The sequence below is a fragment of the Candidatus Thiodiazotropha endoloripes genome (assembly GCF_001708965.1).
Taxonomy (GTDB): Bacteria; Pseudomonadota; Gammaproteobacteria; order Chromatiales; family Chromatiaceae; genus Thiodiazotropha; species Thiodiazotropha endoloripes.
This window is the reverse complement of the sequence record NZ_LVJW01000003.1, coordinates 1,500,470-1,519,514: the sequence shown is the minus strand read 5'-3', so window position 1 is coordinate 1,519,514 and position 19,045 is coordinate 1,500,470. Positions and strand designations below refer to the sequence as shown.

Genomic DNA, 19,045 nt, shown 5'->3' with positions numbered 1-19,045 from the left:
TCTGGAGAATCTTTCTCTCACGTTTGCTGTTGTTCGATTTGATCAACTCGATTGAATGTAAAACCTGCAATCGCTCCTTTTGTGTCAAACCACTGGTCAGTTTAGGCATTCGTCTCTCTCCGTGTATTTTTTTTGTCTGGCCTATTTCCTTGCGATCGTTGCAAAGATAACAGGTTGCTGGACTTCTGAGTTGTAACCAAAATCCTGCATATTTACCCAAAAAAACAACAACTGCATTGTTAATTGCAGGTAAGCCTAAAGATAGACCAAGTCAACAGAAATATAAATACCCAAGTGTTAAACTTGGTTAATTTTTCCCAATGCTATGAATAAGTTATTTCACTGTTTCCTTTTTGAATGAGACGATTTTTTGCGTAACACATCCTCATCCGATACCACTAAAGTATAATTATCCTGTCGCACACCTTTGAGCAGCTGATCGACGCTATCCTTTGGCACATCGATCATCTCCAATGCAATGGCACCCAGTCTGAGACTCCCTTCCAGCGCCTCTGGAAAAGCATGGCTTGCACCGGCACTGACCTGATGGCCGCAGGCTTCCAGGTCCCTGGCCCGGGAGATAATCGGCACATGCGGATAGGTGTTTCTGATATGGGTGATAGCGCGTAAAGCAGTCGGTCCGCTGTTGACTGTCAATACCACCAAAGAGGCAGTTCCAAGATTGGCGGCATCCAGCAGATCCGGATCACTGATATCACCATAGTAGACCGGCAAGTCATCCTTCTTTCCCTGGGCCACCCGTTCCGGATTGGTATCAAACACAACCAGGGGTACACCACTGGTATGCAGCAACACAGCAACGGTATGCCCTACTCTGCCATAACCCCCTATGACCACCTTTTTCGAGATGTCTCCATGCTCCATAGGATACTTGAGATGCTCAGTTTCCTGTTTTTTGCTGCTGATCCGTTTTGCAAGCCTGTCACTGAGGCCAACCAGCAGCGGGGTTATCAGCATGCTCACAGAGATCACCCCCACAGCCATGACAAAGGTACTGTCATTGATCAGTTGCAGTGCTTTGGCCGACCCAAAGAGAACAAATCCGAACTCACCACCCTGAGCCAGAAAAAAACTGATCCGCAAGGCAATGGGTTTGGTTACACCAAACATCAGTGCCAACGAAAACAGTACCAGGATCTTGATCGCAACGATCACCACAATGTGCTGTAGAAACATCGACAACTCATCATAGATTGATGAGAAATCGATGGACATGCCCACCGCCACGAAAAACAGACTCATCAACAACCCCTTATAGGGTTCGATATAGGCCTGGATCTGCAACCGATAGCTGGAGCCGGAAAGCAGCATACCCATGACAAACGCACCCAGTGCCATGGAGAGTCCCGCCTGATCCATCGCCCAGGCGGCAAGGAACACCGCCAGCATTACCACCAGCAGAAATCCCTCACGATTTGCCTGTCGCGCCAGATGGTTGAGCACCACGGGAAGTACATAGCGCCCGATACCATAGACTGCGGCAATCACGCCTACCACGATACCCAGCTGTTGCCACAGGGGAACATCGGCGGAGAGACGACCGGCATCGGAGAGGATCGGCACAGCCGCCAGCAGTGGTACGATCGCCAGATCCTGCATCAACAGAATTGAGAAAGCCGTCATACCGTGCTTGCTGGCGATCTCTCCTCGATCATGGAGTATCTGTATGACGAATGCCGTGGATGAGAGAGCAAAGGTCAGACCGATCAGCAGGGAGAGCGACCAGGAGGATTCATACAGGTGAACATAGAATGCAATCACCAATCCGGTAACCAGGATCTGCAGTGAACCCAGCCCGAATACTTCCCGACGCATTGCCCACAATCTTTTCGGCCGCATCTCAAGTCCGATCAGAAACAGCAGCAGCACAACACCGAGCTCGGTGAAATGACGTACATCCTCAACATGCTCAGTTACATAAGGACCTGGTGAGTAGGGTCCGACAACGATTCCGGCAACCAACAGCCCCAATACGGAACCAAGCCCAAGGTGCTTGAACAAGGCAACTGCCACTGAAGTGGCAATCAATAACATCAAAGCTGATACTAGGAAGGTATCCAGGTGCATAAGATTCTTATATTGGTATTGAGGGTGAACCCTGACTCTCTACCCGCCGATCATGGCAGGCCAACCGTTTATTATTTAAATTGGAAACCTCTGATCTATTCACAATTTGCCTTCCCGGTGAATGCCGGGGTCGAGGAAAATCCAGTAGATGGATTCTGTCATTCGGCGGAGAGGCGGATTACCCGGAGATTCCATCAATATCATACTTTGTTCTTTGCAACGCGGCTGTTTATCCGGATCGGGACTATTCATCATCAGGTCAAAAAATCCTCTTTGGTTAATCGGCCTGGGGAGATAATACCTTCTTGGTATACACACTTACAGTGTGTCCATCCAGTCTTTGGCAGATTGAGCAGGCTGTCAATCACAGATCGATTATGGCATGAGCCAAATTCGGTTTGAATTTCCTCGCCTCGAACTACCCTAAAAAATGATGGGGTATATTCTGCTTGTAATCATCCCCAACTGAACTAGCTTCAAGCATGAGGAACCTCTGTTAAATCAAACATCATCTGATTGACTGAAAGGATGCTGTCCAGGTGGGTTTGCGGGTTGGTGATTGTCTCCTAATGAACGCCGTTCATTCTTAAAGCCGGCTCGCTTGCACAGCTGGGTACATCTCTGGATTCATCAGAGGTTTCTCACATACTGAAATAGATGATGCAATGCCTGAAGATATCTCAGCTGGTATATCATTTACCTCAGTAGTACATTTTTATACCGGTTTATCAGTTAGTTATAATGATTTGACCATATTGCCAGAGCATCCATACCAATCTAGGGAGAGTCTGAAATGATTGAGTTCGACGCCAATGCAGTAGTACATATCAATGAAAATCTCTCTGCAGAAGAGATCCACAATATCGAAAAAGAGCTGTCCGGAGTCAGAGGTGTCGTCAGTGCCTGTGCTCATGTCAAAACGCCCCATCTGATGGTCGTTGACTACGACCCCCAATCCATACACTCATGCGATCTTCTCTTTTATATTGAAAGAAATGGTGTGCATGCATCCCTGGTGGGTGGAATCTAGGATTATTTAGCTTTATCTGAATTCAGATCAATAACCACACTTAGTTCATTCGTTATTATTCTGAAAAAAAGAAGGTGAGCCATTGAAAACATAGAGATGCACAGTAAGAAAAGATTCAATATCCCGCTGGAAGTACTACTCGAAGCAAAAAAGTGTACGAAACATCATGCCTGTCTGACTGATGACGAATATCAGCTCTGCGGTATTCGCATCACCACAGAAAATCATGCCCGCATGGTTTGCGGCAAGGGTACCGAGTGCCCATACAGTTCCCAACTGGGTAATCAAACCGTATGTACCTGCCCGGTCAGACATGCCATCCACAGCAAATATGACATATAGCGCACAGTTCGCACCATTTCCCCGCAAATCATGCATTGATCCGACATCGGCATAAAATCAGGATCTCTCCGAACAGTTAAAAATCGATAACGAGGTAGAGTGACAATGCGGGAGTTCAGCGGTTTTCCGAAGCAGACGTTGCCGTTTCTACAAAAACTGGGCCGCAACAACCAGCGGGAGTGGTTCAATGACCATAAGCAGGAGTACGAAACCTATGTGCGTGAGCCTGCGTTTGCCTTTATTGAGGAGATGGCGCCAAAGCTGAAAACCTTGTCCAGCCATTTCCACGCCATCGCAAAAAAGTCAGGTGGATCCCTGATGCGGGTCTACCGGGATACCCGCTTCTCCAAAGACAAGACACCCTACAAAACCAATATCGGCATTCAGTTCAGACACCAGCTCGGAAAGGATGTCCATGCACCGGGCTTCTATCTGCATATAGAAAACAGCGGCTGTTTCATCGGTGCGGGAATCTGGCATCCAGAATCGAAAACCCTGGGCAAAATCAGAAACTTTATCGCGGATAACCCGGCCTCCTGGAGTGCCTTGAAAGAGCAGACTGAGTTCAGCACTCAGTTCGAACTTGCCGGAGATTCCCTGAAACGGGCACCGAAAGGGTTCACACCGGATCACCCGCTGATCGAGGACTTGAAGCGCAAGGACTTCATCGCCCTCAAATCCTTCGATTGCTCACAGATCAACCGATCGGATTTCACGGATTTTGTCATGGACGGGTTTCAAGCCACAGACCAATTGATGCGTTATCTCTGTACAGCGGTTGAGGTCAACTATTAGGAACCATGTTCAATCCGGTGACCAGGTAGTCACTATTTTGCCAGCTTCATCCGTTGACGGATATCATCGCTGGCCTGTTGCAGTATTGAGTCCTTATCCACTGAATCGAGAATCTGCTGCACAATGGTTTTCGGACCGTCACTACCCCAGGAGCGCCCCTGGGAAAAGTATCGCTGTGCCGCCAGTCCCACCACATAGGTGGTGTAGTAGCCCATGCCACCCTGAGCAGCTGCAGTTACCAGGGTCGAAAGCCCGGCACTACTCGCTTTGAGTGCACTGGCTGCTAGATTCACACTCCATACCGTAGCCATCAACAGAGCCATCTGGGAACCGATGGTTTTGATCAACTGTCCGGCTTCACCCCGGGTAACCGACATCCCGTAGATCCTTGCCAGATGCACAACCATTGAGGCATCCAGAGCCAAAGCCGCAACCAGATCGGCAACCGGTATCGGATTAACAGCAACTGCGACCCCTTTACCCAGACAGTAGCCGCGGATCACCCGCTCTGCCACTTCCTGGCGTATCGCAACCACCCGTTCAGCCACCTCATCACTCAACTGACCGGCAAACAGACTGGCGTTCAAAGCAGAGAGTGTCATGCCCTCCTTTTCGATCAACATCCAGAGCGTGTCAGTCAAAGCCAAAACATCCGCTTGCGGAGTTCTTCTGATCTCCTGCTCCTGACCCTGTTCATCCATCTGCAGATAGATCCGCTCTGCGGGTCTTGCCGCGGCGGCAACGATATAGTCGCTAGCGACAAGTCCGGTTAATTTCTCTCGCAGACTGCTGAGCAAAAGTTGCAGTTCATCCGCGGTATATCGGTCCGCTTTGTTCAGCACCACAATCAATGGCCGATTCAGTTGTGCAAGCTTCTGCATTGCCTGCAGCTCTGTCTGGGTCAAATCACCGTCCACTACAAACAGCACCAAATCCGCACGGCTCGCCACATCCTCGGCCATACGTTCGCGCTCCTCACCACTGATTTCATTGATACCCGGCGTATCGATCAGAAACACCCCGGATACCTCAACTTCTCGCCAGACAGCCATATCGCTATGACGGGTCTCGCCATGCAACGCACTGACAGCGAAACGCTGCTCGCCCAGCAGCGCATTAAGCAATGCGGATTTACCCACGCTGACACGACCAAAAACCGCGATATGCAGATGCCCATGCTCAAGTTTGTCGAGCATTGCCTGAACCTGGTGAAAATCATCCTTAAGTGAATCACGAACAGACTCAGGTAATCGGTCATCACTCAGCAGCTCACGTAAATTCTCCCGCGCCAACTGCAGGTGGCCATCGTTCTCTGATTGCTGCTCGTCAATCTTTTCTGATGAGCTGTTCCAGGGTGAGCCGCGCAAAATGTTTTGCACGCGCTTCCAGATTTCCACTCATTGTCTCCTCAAATTTATCTAAGACCACGCTCTTTTCCAGAGATTCCCCCTGTTCAAGGGTTTCAATAACGGACTCACCCAGACTCTGAAATATCAAACCATAGGCCACGGCATGAGTCGCCCCGCCAGTGACCGTGCCCAGGCCGGGAAATGCTTTCAAAACATTTCCGGCCAGTGCCAACAACAGAGTCATGCGCTTACCCACATGCTGACCGGCCTGTTCAACCAATTGTTCAAGGTCCACATCTCTGGCCCTTATCTCATGGAGTTCGCAGAGTGCACCGACCATCTTCATACCCAAATAGCCTTGAATCAGAATATCAGTGCCCGGGCTGACCGCAGCCATCGCCCCAAGCATCGCTTTATGGGTATACTCTTTTACCAGTTTTCGTCCTTGCTGCTGTCGATACTCCAATGTTGCTGTATGGAGTTTCTCTGCACCGAGATGCAGAAGACTCTGGTCTCTCTGCTGCTCCAGGGAGTCTCGTTGGCGGCCAGTTCTTTTGAGTATCTCAGCCAAAAGTGAATCCACCTGAGGGGGTCGTTCACGAAGTGCCCGCTTCTCATTCCCCTGTGCATCGATCCTGATCACCTCCTCCTGGCCACCGGCCTGAACAGACACCATTTTATCGACTCCAGGCAGCTGACTGGCAAGCCGTTGCATAATGGCAGCCAGATCTTTGTCGGTGTATCTATCCCGTTTGTTCAGAGCGACTATCAATGGCCGCTCAAAGGCCTGCAGCTCAACCAGTTCCTGATGTTGATCACGAGTCAGCTCGGCCTCACAGACGTAGATCACCAGATGTGCCCGTCGCGCTTCTTCCCGGGCAATCTGTACACGCGCTTCATTACTGTCAAGGATACCCGGGGCATCGGTGAATATGAGTCGTTCACCCTGGATTTCACAAGGGTAATGCTCAACGGCCTTGGTGGTACCTGCCCTTGGGTCGGTCTGGATCTCCTCAGCCCCGGTGATCGCCCTGATCAATGCACTTTTACCGGCGGATACCGGACCAAAGAAGGCCACATAGCGATCGGCACTCTTGCTACGATGATCCAGTTCAAAAAGTTCCTGCTGAGCCTGGGAAACATCAACCCCCTTCTCATCGGCCTTTGCCAATGCGGTTTCAAATGCTTCACGATCTTCAGGCATCGGTATCTGCCGCTGCGCTGGAACCTCCTGTTTTGCCGATTTCCCAGGTTTGAGCAGTCGCCAGATGAGAATTAACAGCCCTAAAGTGAAGAGGAAGAGCCCTACCCCGTAAAACACCAGCAGTTTGGGCGAGAGTTGATCCAGCAAATGCCAGACATTCAGTGCAGACTCAGTAAGTTGCAGAGTAAGCAGAAGAATCAGTAATCCGAGAAACAGGATCAGCATCAGCAGAATCAACCTGAATATCCGCTTCGATGATCGATTTTTCTGCTGCTCTATCATTGAAAAAACCTTATTGATACCTTTCTCATCGACCTGAAGAGCCTATCGGCTCTCCTCAGCCGCCAACTGTATGTCATGTTATTATTAATCAGGCAAGTGAATATGTCGTAATCCGCCGCCATATACCAGCCAAGCCAAATAGCAGGCGGAGTTATTTTCCTGATAATTAGGAGTCTCCTATGATCCTCCTCCCCAATTCACGTGACGCCTGGAAGACAGATCAGTTCAATAAGACATTAAAGCAAGAATTGGAAAGTGTCGACCCGGTTAGCCTGCCATTGCAACAGAATCTGGCATTGAGCAGTTACGTCAGTGATGAACCATTCAGTGTCATGGTGATTCAGAGCCATGAGGAGACTCGAGTTGTCCTGGCAAAAGTCGGCATCATCTACAGTGGTATCGAAGCTGGCTGCAACTGTGCGGATGACCCAACTCCGATCGAAACACAACCGGAATATTGTGAGGTTATGTTGTCTATCGATAAAGAGTCGGCTGAAACCACGATTACAGATCCGCCGGCCAGTTAGATTGGTTACAGGGCGCTTAGCGCCGAAATGGTGATTCAGCCCTCACCGGAACAGATTGGTATGTGTGACGGCTAGTGAGCATTCATCGGGGCTTTCAATCAAATGCGGTTAATCCCTGAGTCGGCGAAGCTTGGGTTACTTGAGCTAAATGTTCCACCTGAACATAATCAGCAGCATCCGACCAGTAGTGGCTGTTATGACCTGACACATCAGATCTCGGCAGCATGATAAATGCATCCAATGCTTTGATGCTGGTCAGTGTCGAGTTAACCCTCTCCTGGTCCGCACGCATCAGAGAGGGATGCAGCCTGACCCCATCTGCGGACAGATAGGCAAGTACTTTGTAAGCAGTTTCATTACAGGAGAAATTCCCCAGTAGAACAGCAATTCCCAAGCGTGACAGCTGGTTCAACAGCCTTTTCGCCGCCTTGAGTTCAGGAGCAATCGCCGGTAGATCAAACTCAACGATCAAGCCGGTCCCAACGACATGGAGTCTGCGCAGCTCAGACTGAATGAATGGAATAAGTTGGTCATCGTGAATAGCCATACCGGACATCCATATCAGTATCCTGTCAGGATTGCCACAAAACAGAGATTCGCCGAGCTTGCGAATAGCCTGCTGGCAGACCAACCGGTTAAGCATTCCCATTCCATCAAACTGGCTGGCACTCTGATAAATCCCCCCCATCTCACCATGCAATCCGGTGGATGGTGAAAAACCGGGAATCTGCTCTATGATCGCTCCAGGCTCATTAAGTGCCATATAGCGCTGCTCATGAAACTCAACTGCACCATTTTGCAGTGCCGTCCTGACCTGATCTCTCAGTATGAGATCCGTTTGCTTTTCTGCTATCGGTTGTTTTATTTTCGACTCATTATGGCGTAAATAGGGTACAGCAGCCTGTTCAAGTGCAGCATTGGCCGTGAACTCTGCATGCTGCAGAATTGCATAGGCCCTGTCATAAATGGAATCAAAAGTAACCAGACCTATACCCCAACTGGGGGTAGCACCTTTGGCACGGGAGAGTTCATCGGTTATCTGTTGAGCACAATCCCGGCCCAGTTGATCTATATCAGACTCAAGCTCACGTTTGACAAGAATACCAAGTGCGGTATTTCCAGTTCTAGCAACCAGATCCCTCCTACCAAGGACAGGATTCAGGACATCAGTTATGAGTGAGATCAATGCGTGGTTTGCTGCTGACGACTGCTCATCTGTCAAGCTCTCGTCACTCTCCAGGGCGATCAGAAAAAGCGACACGAATTCATTTTCAAAGCCGTTTCCGGTGCAACAAAGATCCAGTTCATCAAGCAGTCTACGGCGGCCAACAACACCTGTTATTGCATCATCGGAGGTTGTTTTACGATAACTGAGCATCTCTTTGGTTCGCATGATCCGGGTTTGCACAGTAGCAATAAGGTGTGGAGATCTAACCGGTTTGGTTAAAAAGTCATCGGCTCCAGAATGCAGTGCCAAAATCTTTTTTTCAATATCCTCTTCACCCGAAAGGAAGACAATGGGGATAAAACATGCCGAGGACTTGGCACGGATCAACTGTGTCAATTCGATTCCGTTGGCACCGGGCATATAGAGGTCCATCAGCACAAGATCGGGCTGAAATCCTTCGACAGCCTCCATGACACTCATGGGATCGGTGATTATCAGGGTTTCAAAGCCGCCTTTATTTAACAATTTACGGGCAAATTCAGCCTGTGATTCATCATCCTCTACAACCAACACCCGGTAATGTGGGTTTAATTCAGGTGAGAGGATGTGCTTGATACCAGCCATCAATTCATTGACATTGATGGGTTCTGAATAACACTGACTCGATCCAGCACGTAACACTTCCAGCCGTGTTTCAACATCACAGACATTGGATATGAAAACCAACTCTGGAGATTTCGTCTCAGCTCGAGTCTGATCTGAAAAACAGTGTTTTATCTGATCGATATAGGGTAGGTATTGTGTATCCAGCAGCAGTAACTCCACTGGATGGCTGAGCAGCACACTGTCAAGTGAATCGATATCAGACAACTGCCTGACTGACCAACCATTCTTTTCAATAGCCGCAGTGATCAGATCACCCTCCACGCTGTTGCGTGGTAAATAGATCACCTGACAAGCATCGGCCGAATGGTCAGCGTGTGGTTGACGGGAGCTTGAGACTTCGATCGCCTGGGTGAGTTGAATCAGATAGAGAGAGAGTTGATCCAGCTCATCTCTATCAGATAGTTCATGCTCTTCATGAACATCACTGATCACTTTTTCTATAGCCAGGCAGATTTCGTGTATATTCACCAAACCAGAGGCTTTGCTGTATCTACCAAGCTCATGGAGCTGGCGAAGAGCGGCCTGGATACAGGAACTGTTCCATAACCCGGAAGGCAGTATCGGCCAATTACTCTTAAGTCGATCAAGTAGATACGGCAGCTGTTGCAACGCCTCATGATCGATTGAATCTTCGCTTGTGGACATCCCATTCACCCTGATAACAACCATGTTATAGATTGGCCGGATTTTGATCAATCATGATACCGGCCTAAGCTCAGATACTTGATGGGGACTCTGGACCGCTGAAAGCTGGCCATCCCATCTACAATGCCAGAATGGAGTCCAGTTCCCATTCCAGTGATTGGGACAGGGTTTGTACCATTCCATGCAGCCATCAAACAGACACCAAGCTATTAACCCGGCTACCTTGAGCTTGGACACAGCGCACCTGGCCACTGGGTTAATGGAGTCAAATCCTGACTCTATCCTGAGACTAACGCAATTTACCAAGACAGTCACTCATCGAATCAGTGTTGAGTGCATTGCCACACAGAATCATCCTGGGCTTGTTGACACCAGGCCAGTCAACAGATTGATGCGACAGAGCTTGAATAGGCGTGAGTGGAAAATCTAAACAATGTTGCAATTTTTTACAGATCAATAACCGCATACCGGCTGACCATCAAGCTCAGATCAGCCGGTTTGTAACGAACAATCTGGACAACTTCGCACACAAATCCGCCAGACAACTTTACGCAAAGCAGAGGCTAATCCGGCTTAAAAACTTCATTGTGTCAGTAGCGCCGGAGCCATATTCAGTTTCGTAAGAGTAACTGATTGATTATTAATGAATAAAGAGCTCTAATATAGTCATACCACTATCTGCATCCCTATTATCAGCAGGTTACAGACTTTTTGACCATACCGGCCTTGCCAACAGCGCCTGGGATTATTGATTTATGAGCTTGGCTGACTTTTCACTCGAACAAATACGAAACATTGGTCTAATCGCCCATATCGATGCAGGCAAAACCACCACAACTGAACGCATGCTCTATTATTGCGGACGTACCCATCAGGTCGGCTCCGTTGATGATGGCACCACCATAACCGATTGGATGGACCAGGAACGGGAGAGAGGCATCACCATCGTGGATGCTTCAGTAACCGCCTATTGGCAGGATTGCCAGATCAATCTCATCGATACACCCGGACATATCGATTTCACCGCTGAAGTCCAGCGTGCACTGAGAGTTCTTGATGGCGCCGTCGTGGTGTTTGATGCCTCACAGGGTGTCGAACCACAGAGTGAGACCGTATGGCGCCAGGCAGATAAATACCGTGTACCGCGCATCTGTTTTATCAATAAGATGGACAGGCTCGGAGCGGAATTCGAAAAGTCCGTTGAGAGCATACGAAAACAACTTTCGGCAAACCCGGTCATTCTACAATTACCGATTGGTGCAGAGAGTGAATTTCAAGGTGTTATCGATTTAATCAATATGCAATCCATCGTCTGGCAGGAGACCTTGGACAGCCCGCCTGAGTATCAGGATATCCCACCAGAGCTGAATGCAGCAGCCCAATCGGCACGCAATAGCATGATCGAGGCCATCGCAGAAGTGGATGACCGACTGCTCACCCTGTGGCTGGAAAACGCAGAGGTCACTGATTCGCAAATTAAGGCGGCTCTGCGCCGGGCTACCATTAGCAACAGCCTTACCCCGGTACTCTGTGGCAGTGCTTTTAAAAACAAGGCCGTACAGCCTCTGCTGGATGCCATTGTCGACTACCTGCCCTCACCTGTCGATGTCGGTGCGGTTGCAGGGATAGATCCGAAATCGGAGAAGGTGATTGAGCGTCAACCCGATCCAGAGTCGCCATTGAGCGCACTGATATTCAAAACCGTGACAGATCCCTATGCAGGCAGATTATGTTATGTCAGGGTCTACTCGGGGGTACTGGAATCCGGAGCGAACATACTCAATCCAAGACAGAACCGGACCCTGCGAGTCGGACGCCTTGAAAGGATGTATGCCGAGCATCGAGAAGACATCAAGCAGATCGGTACAGGGGATATAGCCGCTCTGCTGGGGCTGAAGGAGACAGTAACGGGAGATACACTCTGCAGCGCCAAACAACCACTGTTACTCGAATCGATCTCATTTCCGGAACCGGTCATCAAAATCACCATCTCGCCAATGACCGCACAGGATAATGACAAACTGGCTAATGCTCTGCAGCAACTGGCGGAAGATGATCCAACCTTCAAATTCGAAGCCGAAAAAGAGACCGGACAAACCCTGCTCGGTGGTATGGGTGAACTTCATCTGGAGGTGGTTCTGGAGCGATTGAAGCGTGAGCATGGCGTGACAGTACGCACAGGTATGCCGAAGGTTGCCTATAAGGAGACGATCAACCAGCCAGTGGATAACGCAGAGGGCCGTTTCATCAGGCAGACCGGTGGCCATGGCCAATATGGACATGTTGTCATTTCTCTTACCCCGGACAGCTCCACGGATGGTGTGATGTTTGAAAACAGTATCAAAGCCGGCGCCATCCCGGCTCAGTACATTCCGGCCATTGAAGCGGGTATTACAGAGTCGTCCCGCAGCGGAGTCATCGGTGGTTATCCGGTGACCGGAATCAAAGTCAGCTTGATTGATGGTTCATACCACGAGATGGACTCAACGCCACTATCCTTCAAAGTAGCAGCTGGCATGGCATTTCGTTCAGGGCTTGAGGCGGGTGATCCTACGCTTCTGGAACCTGTTGTGAACTGCAACGTGATTACCCCGGAAGAACACCTTGGGGATGTATTGGCACAACTGGCAAACCGGCGAGCTGAGATCGAAGGGATCTCAGATAGGCCTGGCAGTATCAAATCCATACACAATCTTGTCCCCCTTTCGGAGATGTTCGGCTATGCAACAGAACTGAGATCCGCCACCCATGGGCGGGGCACATTTACCATGGAATTCGACCACTATGCGGCAGTATCCAAAGAGATTATGCGCACCATGGGCAGGTGATTCAAGTCAATTAGCCGAGACAGCTTATCAACCATGAAAGGCCTGGTCCGACTCGAGATAGCTGAGCTCTTCCTTACTGCTCTGCCGACCTAAAACTGTATTGCGATGGGGAAACCTGCCGAACTGGCGGACGATTTCACGATGGTGCTTAGCCCACTTAAGACTCTCTTGCATACCGGCCGCTTCAAATAGCGCAACGGAGTAATCCTGATCTGATAGGGATTCACTGTGCATGAACGGTAGATACAGGAAAGCCCGCTGATCGGCTGGCAACTGTTCATCGAAACCGGCACGGATCGCATGATTTGCTACCTCTCTCGAATGCTGCTCGGTCGAGTATCCCTGCGGCTGATCACGAAACATATTCAAGGGAAACTGATCAAGAATGATCACCAGTGCCAAACACCCTTCACGGCTACCCAGCCAACTGTCGAGTCCACCACTCCTGGCCTGCTGCCATGCACTCATAAAGCGGGTTTTGATCTGTTGATCAAACTCGGGGGTGGATTTGAAATGGCGAGGTCTTACCTCATCAGAAAACCAGAATTCGAGTATATCTTGGGGATTGTCCACAGGCCCTAACGGTTTTTTCAGTGAAATAAGATTAAATCTTAGTTCAATACGCAATCAGCAGACAGATTCCTTGTGATTTCTCTTTTCATCTGGATAACTGATAGGCTTGCTTTCGACCACAGGCAGCAGCACCCGCACGATGCAACTTCAATCGGCCAGTTCCAGATCCTCCCAGATCGCCTCCAATCCTGCCTCGGCACAGGCCCCATCGATACTATCCCGCTCAGATGAACCAGGCGGCGCACCGGATACGCCGATCCCGCCAAGGGTTTCACCTTGCGCTGTGATAACCAGTCCACCACCGACCAGCAGAGCACCAGGATTATGCTGCACCTGATCCGGAATACGCCCCTCTTTCAGCAGGCCGGCCAGAACCGATGTGGATTGACGGAAACTGTTTGCCGTCCAGGCTTTCCGTATGGCTGTCTCGATGGTGTGCGGCCCGGCAAACCTGTCACGCAGCAATGCGGTGACATTCCCACCTCTATCGACTACAGCCACAGCAACTGAGTAGCCCTTTTTCCGGCATGCCTTGATTGCACCATCCACGGCCTTGGATGCCAATTCAAGACTCAGGCTTCGACTGCTGTAGAGGCTGTCACTCTCAGCAAAGCCGATTTGTGTCACTACCCATAAAGCCAGGATCAAAATCGCTTTAATTGAATATTGCATTAGGATTCCCCAGGTAAAAAATAGCAGCGGGAAAAATCTGTCATACGGACCAATAGCGGTATGTAACATATGTCACACAGACTCTATCCAGCAGAATGAAATGTTACTGATGAAAGCTGACGCCTCACCAATCAACAGCAACATTTCAACCACCATACGCCTCTCTATGTGGACGCTACTGTTATATTGAGCCGGTCATCAGTTTCACTGCCTGCTTGGTATCAACCACCTTATTGGCAATCAGACCAAAATTCACCAGAGCGGCCTGATAGGCCTCTTTCCCTGGGGCAGCAACAGCGTCCTTGACCACAACCACCTTGAAACCATTCTCAACCAGCTCCCGTAGATGGGAGTCAGTGCAAAGATTGGCGGCAAGGCCGGCCAGTATCACGGTATCAATACCCTGCATACGCAACTGCAACACCAGATCATTGCTGTCCGGGCCATATATCTTATGAGGACTGGTTACAACGGTCTCTCCATCAAGAATGTATTTCTTGTATTGAGTCAGAAAATCGGCCCCTGTATCTCTTAGATCCGTTGCGTAGACTGAATCCTTTCGATTGAACACCTTCAGCTCAAGTAGCTGTTTTTGCAATGCCCCTGGATTTTCCCAATTGTGATCATGCTGAAAATAGGCATGCGGGCTGACAAAGACAGGCATATCGATCCGTTTTGCGGTAATAAACAGTTTTTCAATATTGGGGATGGTTCCAAGTTCTTTGATGTTCTCGGCAAACAATCCATGGGCAATGCCCTTCTCGTCGAGAAAATCACTTTGCGGATCCGTGACAAGCAAGGCTGTTTTGGCTTTTTCCAGCTTTAATGGTGTTTCCGCTGCCTGCGGAGATAATGGAATGGAAAGAACCACCAGTGTGAACAGTGTGGATAGGGTTTTCTTCATGGTCATACACCTTTATCACCTCAACCTGGCTCTGACTGAATAGACAGCCGACAGAATGAACCCTCTCCAACCTCATGGTTTCACAGGCAGACATGGATCACTATGATGCATCGAAATCAGTCACTACAGGCTTAGAGGTTCCATAAAACAAATGAAAATATCAGACTGCATGAACCTGCCAGACTAACGAGATCGATTAGTCGCAAGTAGCCGTCAGTGGCATGCTAGAAAAAGCCGCAGGGGTGTTCTGTAGCAGATGCTACAGAAGCGTAGGAATAGACGTCTTCCTGTAGAAATCCGGTACCCTCTCAGGTAACTCTACGGCCATTCCGGAAGCTCATCCGGTTTGGTAGAAGAGCGGCAATAGCCAACTGAATGCCAGCCACATGATCAGAATCAAGGGTAATCCAACCCGTACAAAATCACCGAAAGTATAGTTGCCGGCGCTCATGACCAACAGATTGGTCTGATAGGCCATAGGCGTGGCATAGCTCATATTGGCACCGAACAGTACCGCAAGTACAAATGGCTCTGTCGGCAGATTCAGATTCTGCGCGATACCGATTGCCACCGGGGTGCCGATAACCGCAGCCGCATTGTTCGACACCACATTGGTCAGTAACGCCATCAGCAACATCAGACTGCTGAGTATCACGGTTGGAGATGCCCCGGCGGTCAAACTGACAAAACTGTTTGCCAGAAACTCGCTACCCCCGGTCATCAACAGTGCATTTCCCAAGGCGAGACTGGCAACAATGATCAGAACCACCTGTGCGTTCAGTGCTCGGCCGATATCGCGCCAACTGAGACAACCACACATTAACATCAGCAACACACCGGTTACCGCACTGACCGCAATCGGCAGAATGCCCAGAGCGGCAAACAGAATAATCCCCAACATGATGGCCAATGAATAGGGGGCACGCCGGGTATGAGGCAAGTCAGTCGTGGCATCCAATACCATGACGATCGATTGCTGTTTCAGCTCGTGTATCTGATCACGTTTTCCTTGTACCAGCAGGACATCACCAACCCTCAGGCTCAGATTACCCAATCCCTGTGGCATGGACTTGATGCGTTCATTGGCGCGGTGAACGGCCAATACGACCAATTGGTAACTATCTGCGAAGCGCATCTCATTGATCGTGCGGTTCTGCAGGGGGGAGCCTCTGAAAATAATCGCCTCTGCCAGCTGCTGATCGTCCGCCCGCAGCGGGTGATCATTATCTACCTCATCCCTACCTGAATAGAGTGTTGCCCCCATCTGCTGTTCAAAAGCTTTCAGATTGGCGGGTGTATCGTGCACCAGCAGGCGATCTCCAGGATTAAGCTGGGCATCGGGGAGAGGCATGATATAGGTCGTTTCACTGCGCCTGATCCCCTCCACCTGCATACGATCATGGGTTAGGGCGATGGCTTCGGAAAGGGGCATACCCGCTACCGTACTATCCTCTTTTATGACCAGATGCGCAGTAAATATCCGTGGTGAACTATCGGCCAGAACCAGCTCTCTGTTTGGCAGTATGCGGGGAGCGATCAGCCATAAATAGAGCATGGCGATCGTGTTGGCTATCAGGGCGGGGACGATGAAATCAAACATCCCTATCCGATCCAATCCCATATCAGCTGCGACACCGATAACCAGAAGATTGGTTGAAGTACCAATTGAGGTACTCATGCCACCGATCAATGTCGCAAATCCCATCGGCATCAATAAAGCGGAGGCATCACTCTTGGTCTGCAGCGCCACACTGACCAGAATAGGTAATAAAAGTACCACGATGGGTGTATTGTTGATAAAAGCACTCATCACGGCTGCCATCAACAGTGTGAGCAGAAACGAAATTGTTGGACTGACTCGCCATAAATTTGCCAGAGTTCGGCCAATCGGCTCCAGTGCGCCGGATCTGACAAGGCCATGACCTGCCACCATCAATGCACAGACAGCAATCAATGCCTCATGACCAAAGCCTTTGAAAAAATCGACTGAATGAACTCTGCCTGCAGACCCTTGGTAAGGAAACAACTCAAAGCCAAGTGTAAGCAGAGTCAAAATCACCAGTGCTGAACTCTCCAATGGGAACTTTTCCCGGCTGAAAAGCACCAATGCCAACCCTGTAAGCAGTAATACGGCTAGCATGTGTGAATTAACCATTCCGTTTTCTATCATTTCTCTCCACTGACCGGATGTTCTGATCGCCGATAACAAACCAGAACAGTAATCAAAACAAATCGCATGTAATAAGACTCAAAAAAGGCAAGAGATTGAAACAGGGCTGGATAACGCTGGTCGCTATTAGGCCAGTATAGCCGCTTTATGACAGCTCAAAAAAATCCCGGCAGGTGCCGGGATAATGTGGAGGATCACAATGTTCAAAGCGTGTTACGCTCGAAACACAGATCAATATGCAGTAAACGGGCCAAATTTTATTTTCTTTTTATTTCAATAATTTAAAAAATTTACTCGTCATGGCTCTCCTATCCAATGCACTAATTTTGTTCAACATGCACAACATCGAATGGTTCATTATCGTGCAGGAATAATCCCACACCAATGCTGGTTGAAGTCGTCACTGCTGTTAACGGTCGGATCAGATAAGAGATGGCTTCAAATGAATCTTGAGCGGATGCCGGCCCAACCAATCCAGTCACAACACCTCACTGAATTCAATGTTTCTGCAAAGATGAAATGTCAGCTGAAGAGAATTTTTATGAGATATCTTCGAAGACACAAAATCAGAGATGATATTGATACCCATACCGGCCTTATTTTGGGAAACATTCAGGTGCAATTGGTTGTTGAAATGAGATCACAATCTCGACCCGGTTCACTGATACCATTTCATAGTCGATTGACTATGGGAATTGACTGATATCTATGAACTGATCTGTGCTTCGATTTCGGACAATCACTGAAATCTTTCTCTCAACATTTTCTGTTATTTTATTAACTGGAACTCAAACGTATTCACTCCCTGGTGAATCGAATTGCAGTTTTTATTTACCCAGATGAAAACTTTTTACCGATTGATAATTCTGTTTTTGAATCTATTTAATACTTAAGAAAAAAAACGATCGGACGAAAGCATAGTTACGATTTAACGTGGTTTAGTGACTGAATTTCGTTGTATTCGTCATAAATTTATAGATTTTGTCGTAATAAATTGTCATAAGGTGTTGTTCTTATGCTCATCTCGAACTATATTATGCAAGTCTATTCAATCATATAGGAGTACCAATGGCACTTAAGAAAACTGTAAAAAAGCGTCGTAGAGCAAAAAGAAAAGTTGTTTCAATGGAAACAATCACAGAAGCTTTGCAAGCCGACATTAATCTTTCTGCCGCAAACAAACGTGCATTGAGCAGATTATCTAAAGCTGAAAAAGCATTGGAGCGTCAAGACAAAATGCTTGCGACCAACAGCGAACGTGTAGCAAAAGCTCGCGCCGCGGTTAGCAGTGCTAAGACTCCAGCCAGCAAAGCAAAGGCTAAAGAGCGTCTGAATGCTGCTCAAGACAAGCTTAAGCAAGTCAAGGCTGATCGTAGTGCACTGGCCAGTGAGCAAGGAAAGGCGGTTCGTCTGGCAAAGGGGCTCTACAAAGCCATGCAATCTGCCCGTGCGAAAATGATCAAAGACTTTGAGAAGAGTGCGAAAACTCTCGAAAAGGCCGTTGATTCACCACGCCGTCGACGTCGCAGGACCAAGACAAAAGTGGCTGCCGCTGCCGAATAAGCTGGCAATTCATGAAGAATTGAATTCACTGTCCTGGCCTTCCAGGACAGTGAATCCTCCCCCAACTTCAAGCCCCCCCTCCTAAAGATCACCAACAGCTGAAACCGGGCATGATGCTTTTTCTGCACCTGAGGGGATAGAACGCTCCCGCTCTTGTGCCGTTCTATCTTTTAACGGAACTGAATCATCCTAATCATCCGGTCTCAGCCAGAATCTGATTCCTGATCATAATCCTTTTG

Annotated in this window: 14 protein-coding genes; 6 read left to right on the top strand and 8 right to left on the bottom strand. The window is 48.9% G+C overall.

Translation table 11 applies throughout. The features are described 5' to 3' along the window. Positions 1-339 precede the first annotated feature (339 nt). A complete protein-coding gene (locus A3193_RS06810; RefSeq protein WP_305782008.1) occupies positions 340-2,055 on the bottom strand; it encodes a cation:proton antiporter domain-containing protein in 1,716 nt (571 codons plus the stop codon). Between the two features lie 826 nt (positions 2,056-2,881). Between A3193_RS06810 and A3193_RS06805 the strand changes: the two genes are divergently transcribed. The 3 genes from A3193_RS06805 (at position 2,882) to A3193_RS06795 (ending at position 4,255) form a co-directional block, all read left to right on the top strand. Beyond that, the gene (locus A3193_RS06805) at positions 2,882-3,118 is read left to right on the top strand and encodes a hypothetical protein (RefSeq protein WP_069005625.1); all 237 of its coding nucleotides are present in this window, start codon (positions 2,882-2,884) and stop codon (positions 3,116-3,118) included. A 96-nt stretch (positions 3,119-3,214) separates the two neighbouring features. Beyond that, entirely contained in the window at positions 3,215-3,460 is a 246-nt protein-coding gene (locus A3193_RS20370) for a hypothetical protein (RefSeq protein ID WP_139117009.1), read from the top strand. A gap of 105 nt (positions 3,461-3,565) precedes the next feature. Next, positions 3,566-4,255, top strand: coding sequence for a DUF2461 domain-containing protein (locus A3193_RS06795; protein WP_069005627.1), 690 nt, complete (start codon positions 3,566-3,568; stop codon positions 4,253-4,255). 32 nt (positions 4,256-4,287) lie between these two features. On the opposite strand, the gene A3193_RS06790 is transcribed toward A3193_RS06795, so the two are convergent. Beyond that, positions 4,288-5,652, bottom strand: a complete 1,365-nt coding sequence (locus A3193_RS06790) for a GTP-binding protein (RefSeq protein WP_069014380.1) — start codon at positions 5,650-5,652, stop codon at positions 4,288-4,290. Further along, the gene (locus tag A3193_RS06785; RefSeq protein WP_069014379.1) at positions 5,582-7,090 is read right to left on the bottom strand and encodes an Era-like GTP-binding protein; all 1,509 of its coding nucleotides are present in this window, start codon (positions 7,088-7,090) and stop codon (positions 5,582-5,584) included. The genes A3193_RS06790 and A3193_RS06785 overlap by 71 nt, the downstream gene beginning before the upstream one ends. A gap of 179 nt (positions 7,091-7,269) precedes the next feature. On the opposite strand from A3193_RS06785, the gene A3193_RS06780 reads away from it, so the two are divergent. After that, entirely contained in the window at positions 7,270-7,617 is a 348-nt protein-coding gene (locus tag A3193_RS06780) for a hypothetical protein (protein WP_069014378.1), read from the top strand. A 94-nt stretch (positions 7,618-7,711) separates the two neighbouring features. Here A3193_RS06780 and A3193_RS06775 read toward each other — a convergent pair whose 3' ends face one another. After that, a complete protein-coding gene (locus A3193_RS06775) occupies positions 7,712-10,096 on the bottom strand; it encodes a response regulator (protein ID WP_069014377.1) in 2,385 nt (794 codons plus the stop codon). Positions 10,097-10,851: 755 nt separating this feature from the next. Between A3193_RS06775 and fusA the strand changes: the two genes are divergently transcribed. Continuing rightward, positions 10,852-12,924 (top strand): elongation factor G, encoded by a 2,073-nt coding sequence (gene fusA / locus A3193_RS06770; RefSeq protein ID WP_069005632.1) that lies wholly within the window; start codon positions 10,852-10,854, stop codon positions 12,922-12,924. Between the two features lie 27 nt (positions 12,925-12,951). Here fusA and A3193_RS06765 read toward each other — a convergent pair whose 3' ends face one another. The 4 genes from A3193_RS06765 to A3193_RS06750 all read right to left on the bottom strand — a co-directional run bounded on the left by A3193_RS06765 (position 12,952) and on the right by A3193_RS06750 (position 17,213). Beyond that, positions 12,952-13,497 (bottom strand): DUF924 family protein, encoded by a 546-nt coding sequence (locus A3193_RS06765; RefSeq protein ID WP_069014376.1) that lies wholly within the window; start codon positions 13,495-13,497, stop codon positions 12,952-12,954. Between the two features lie 147 nt (positions 13,498-13,644). Further along, complete coding sequence (locus A3193_RS06760; protein ID WP_069005634.1) at positions 13,645-14,169, bottom strand: GlcG/HbpS family heme-binding protein; 525 nt, start codon at positions 14,167-14,169, stop codon at positions 13,645-13,647. A gap of 181 nt (positions 14,170-14,350) precedes the next feature. Then, the gene (locus A3193_RS06755; RefSeq protein ID WP_069005730.1) at positions 14,351-15,073 is read right to left on the bottom strand and encodes an isochorismatase family protein; all 723 of its coding nucleotides are present in this window, start codon (positions 15,071-15,073) and stop codon (positions 14,351-14,353) included. A 337-nt stretch (positions 15,074-15,410) separates the two neighbouring features. Beyond that, complete coding sequence (locus tag A3193_RS06750; protein WP_235614918.1) at positions 15,411-17,213, bottom strand: SLC13 family permease; 1,803 nt, start codon at positions 17,211-17,213, stop codon at positions 15,411-15,413. A gap of 1,098 nt (positions 17,214-18,311) precedes the next feature. Here A3193_RS06750 and A3193_RS06745 point away from each other — a divergent pair. Beyond that, the gene (locus tag A3193_RS06745; protein WP_069005636.1) at positions 18,312-18,806 is read left to right on the top strand and encodes a hypothetical protein; all 495 of its coding nucleotides are present in this window, start codon (positions 18,312-18,314) and stop codon (positions 18,804-18,806) included. Positions 18,807-19,045: the final 239 nt, after the last annotated feature.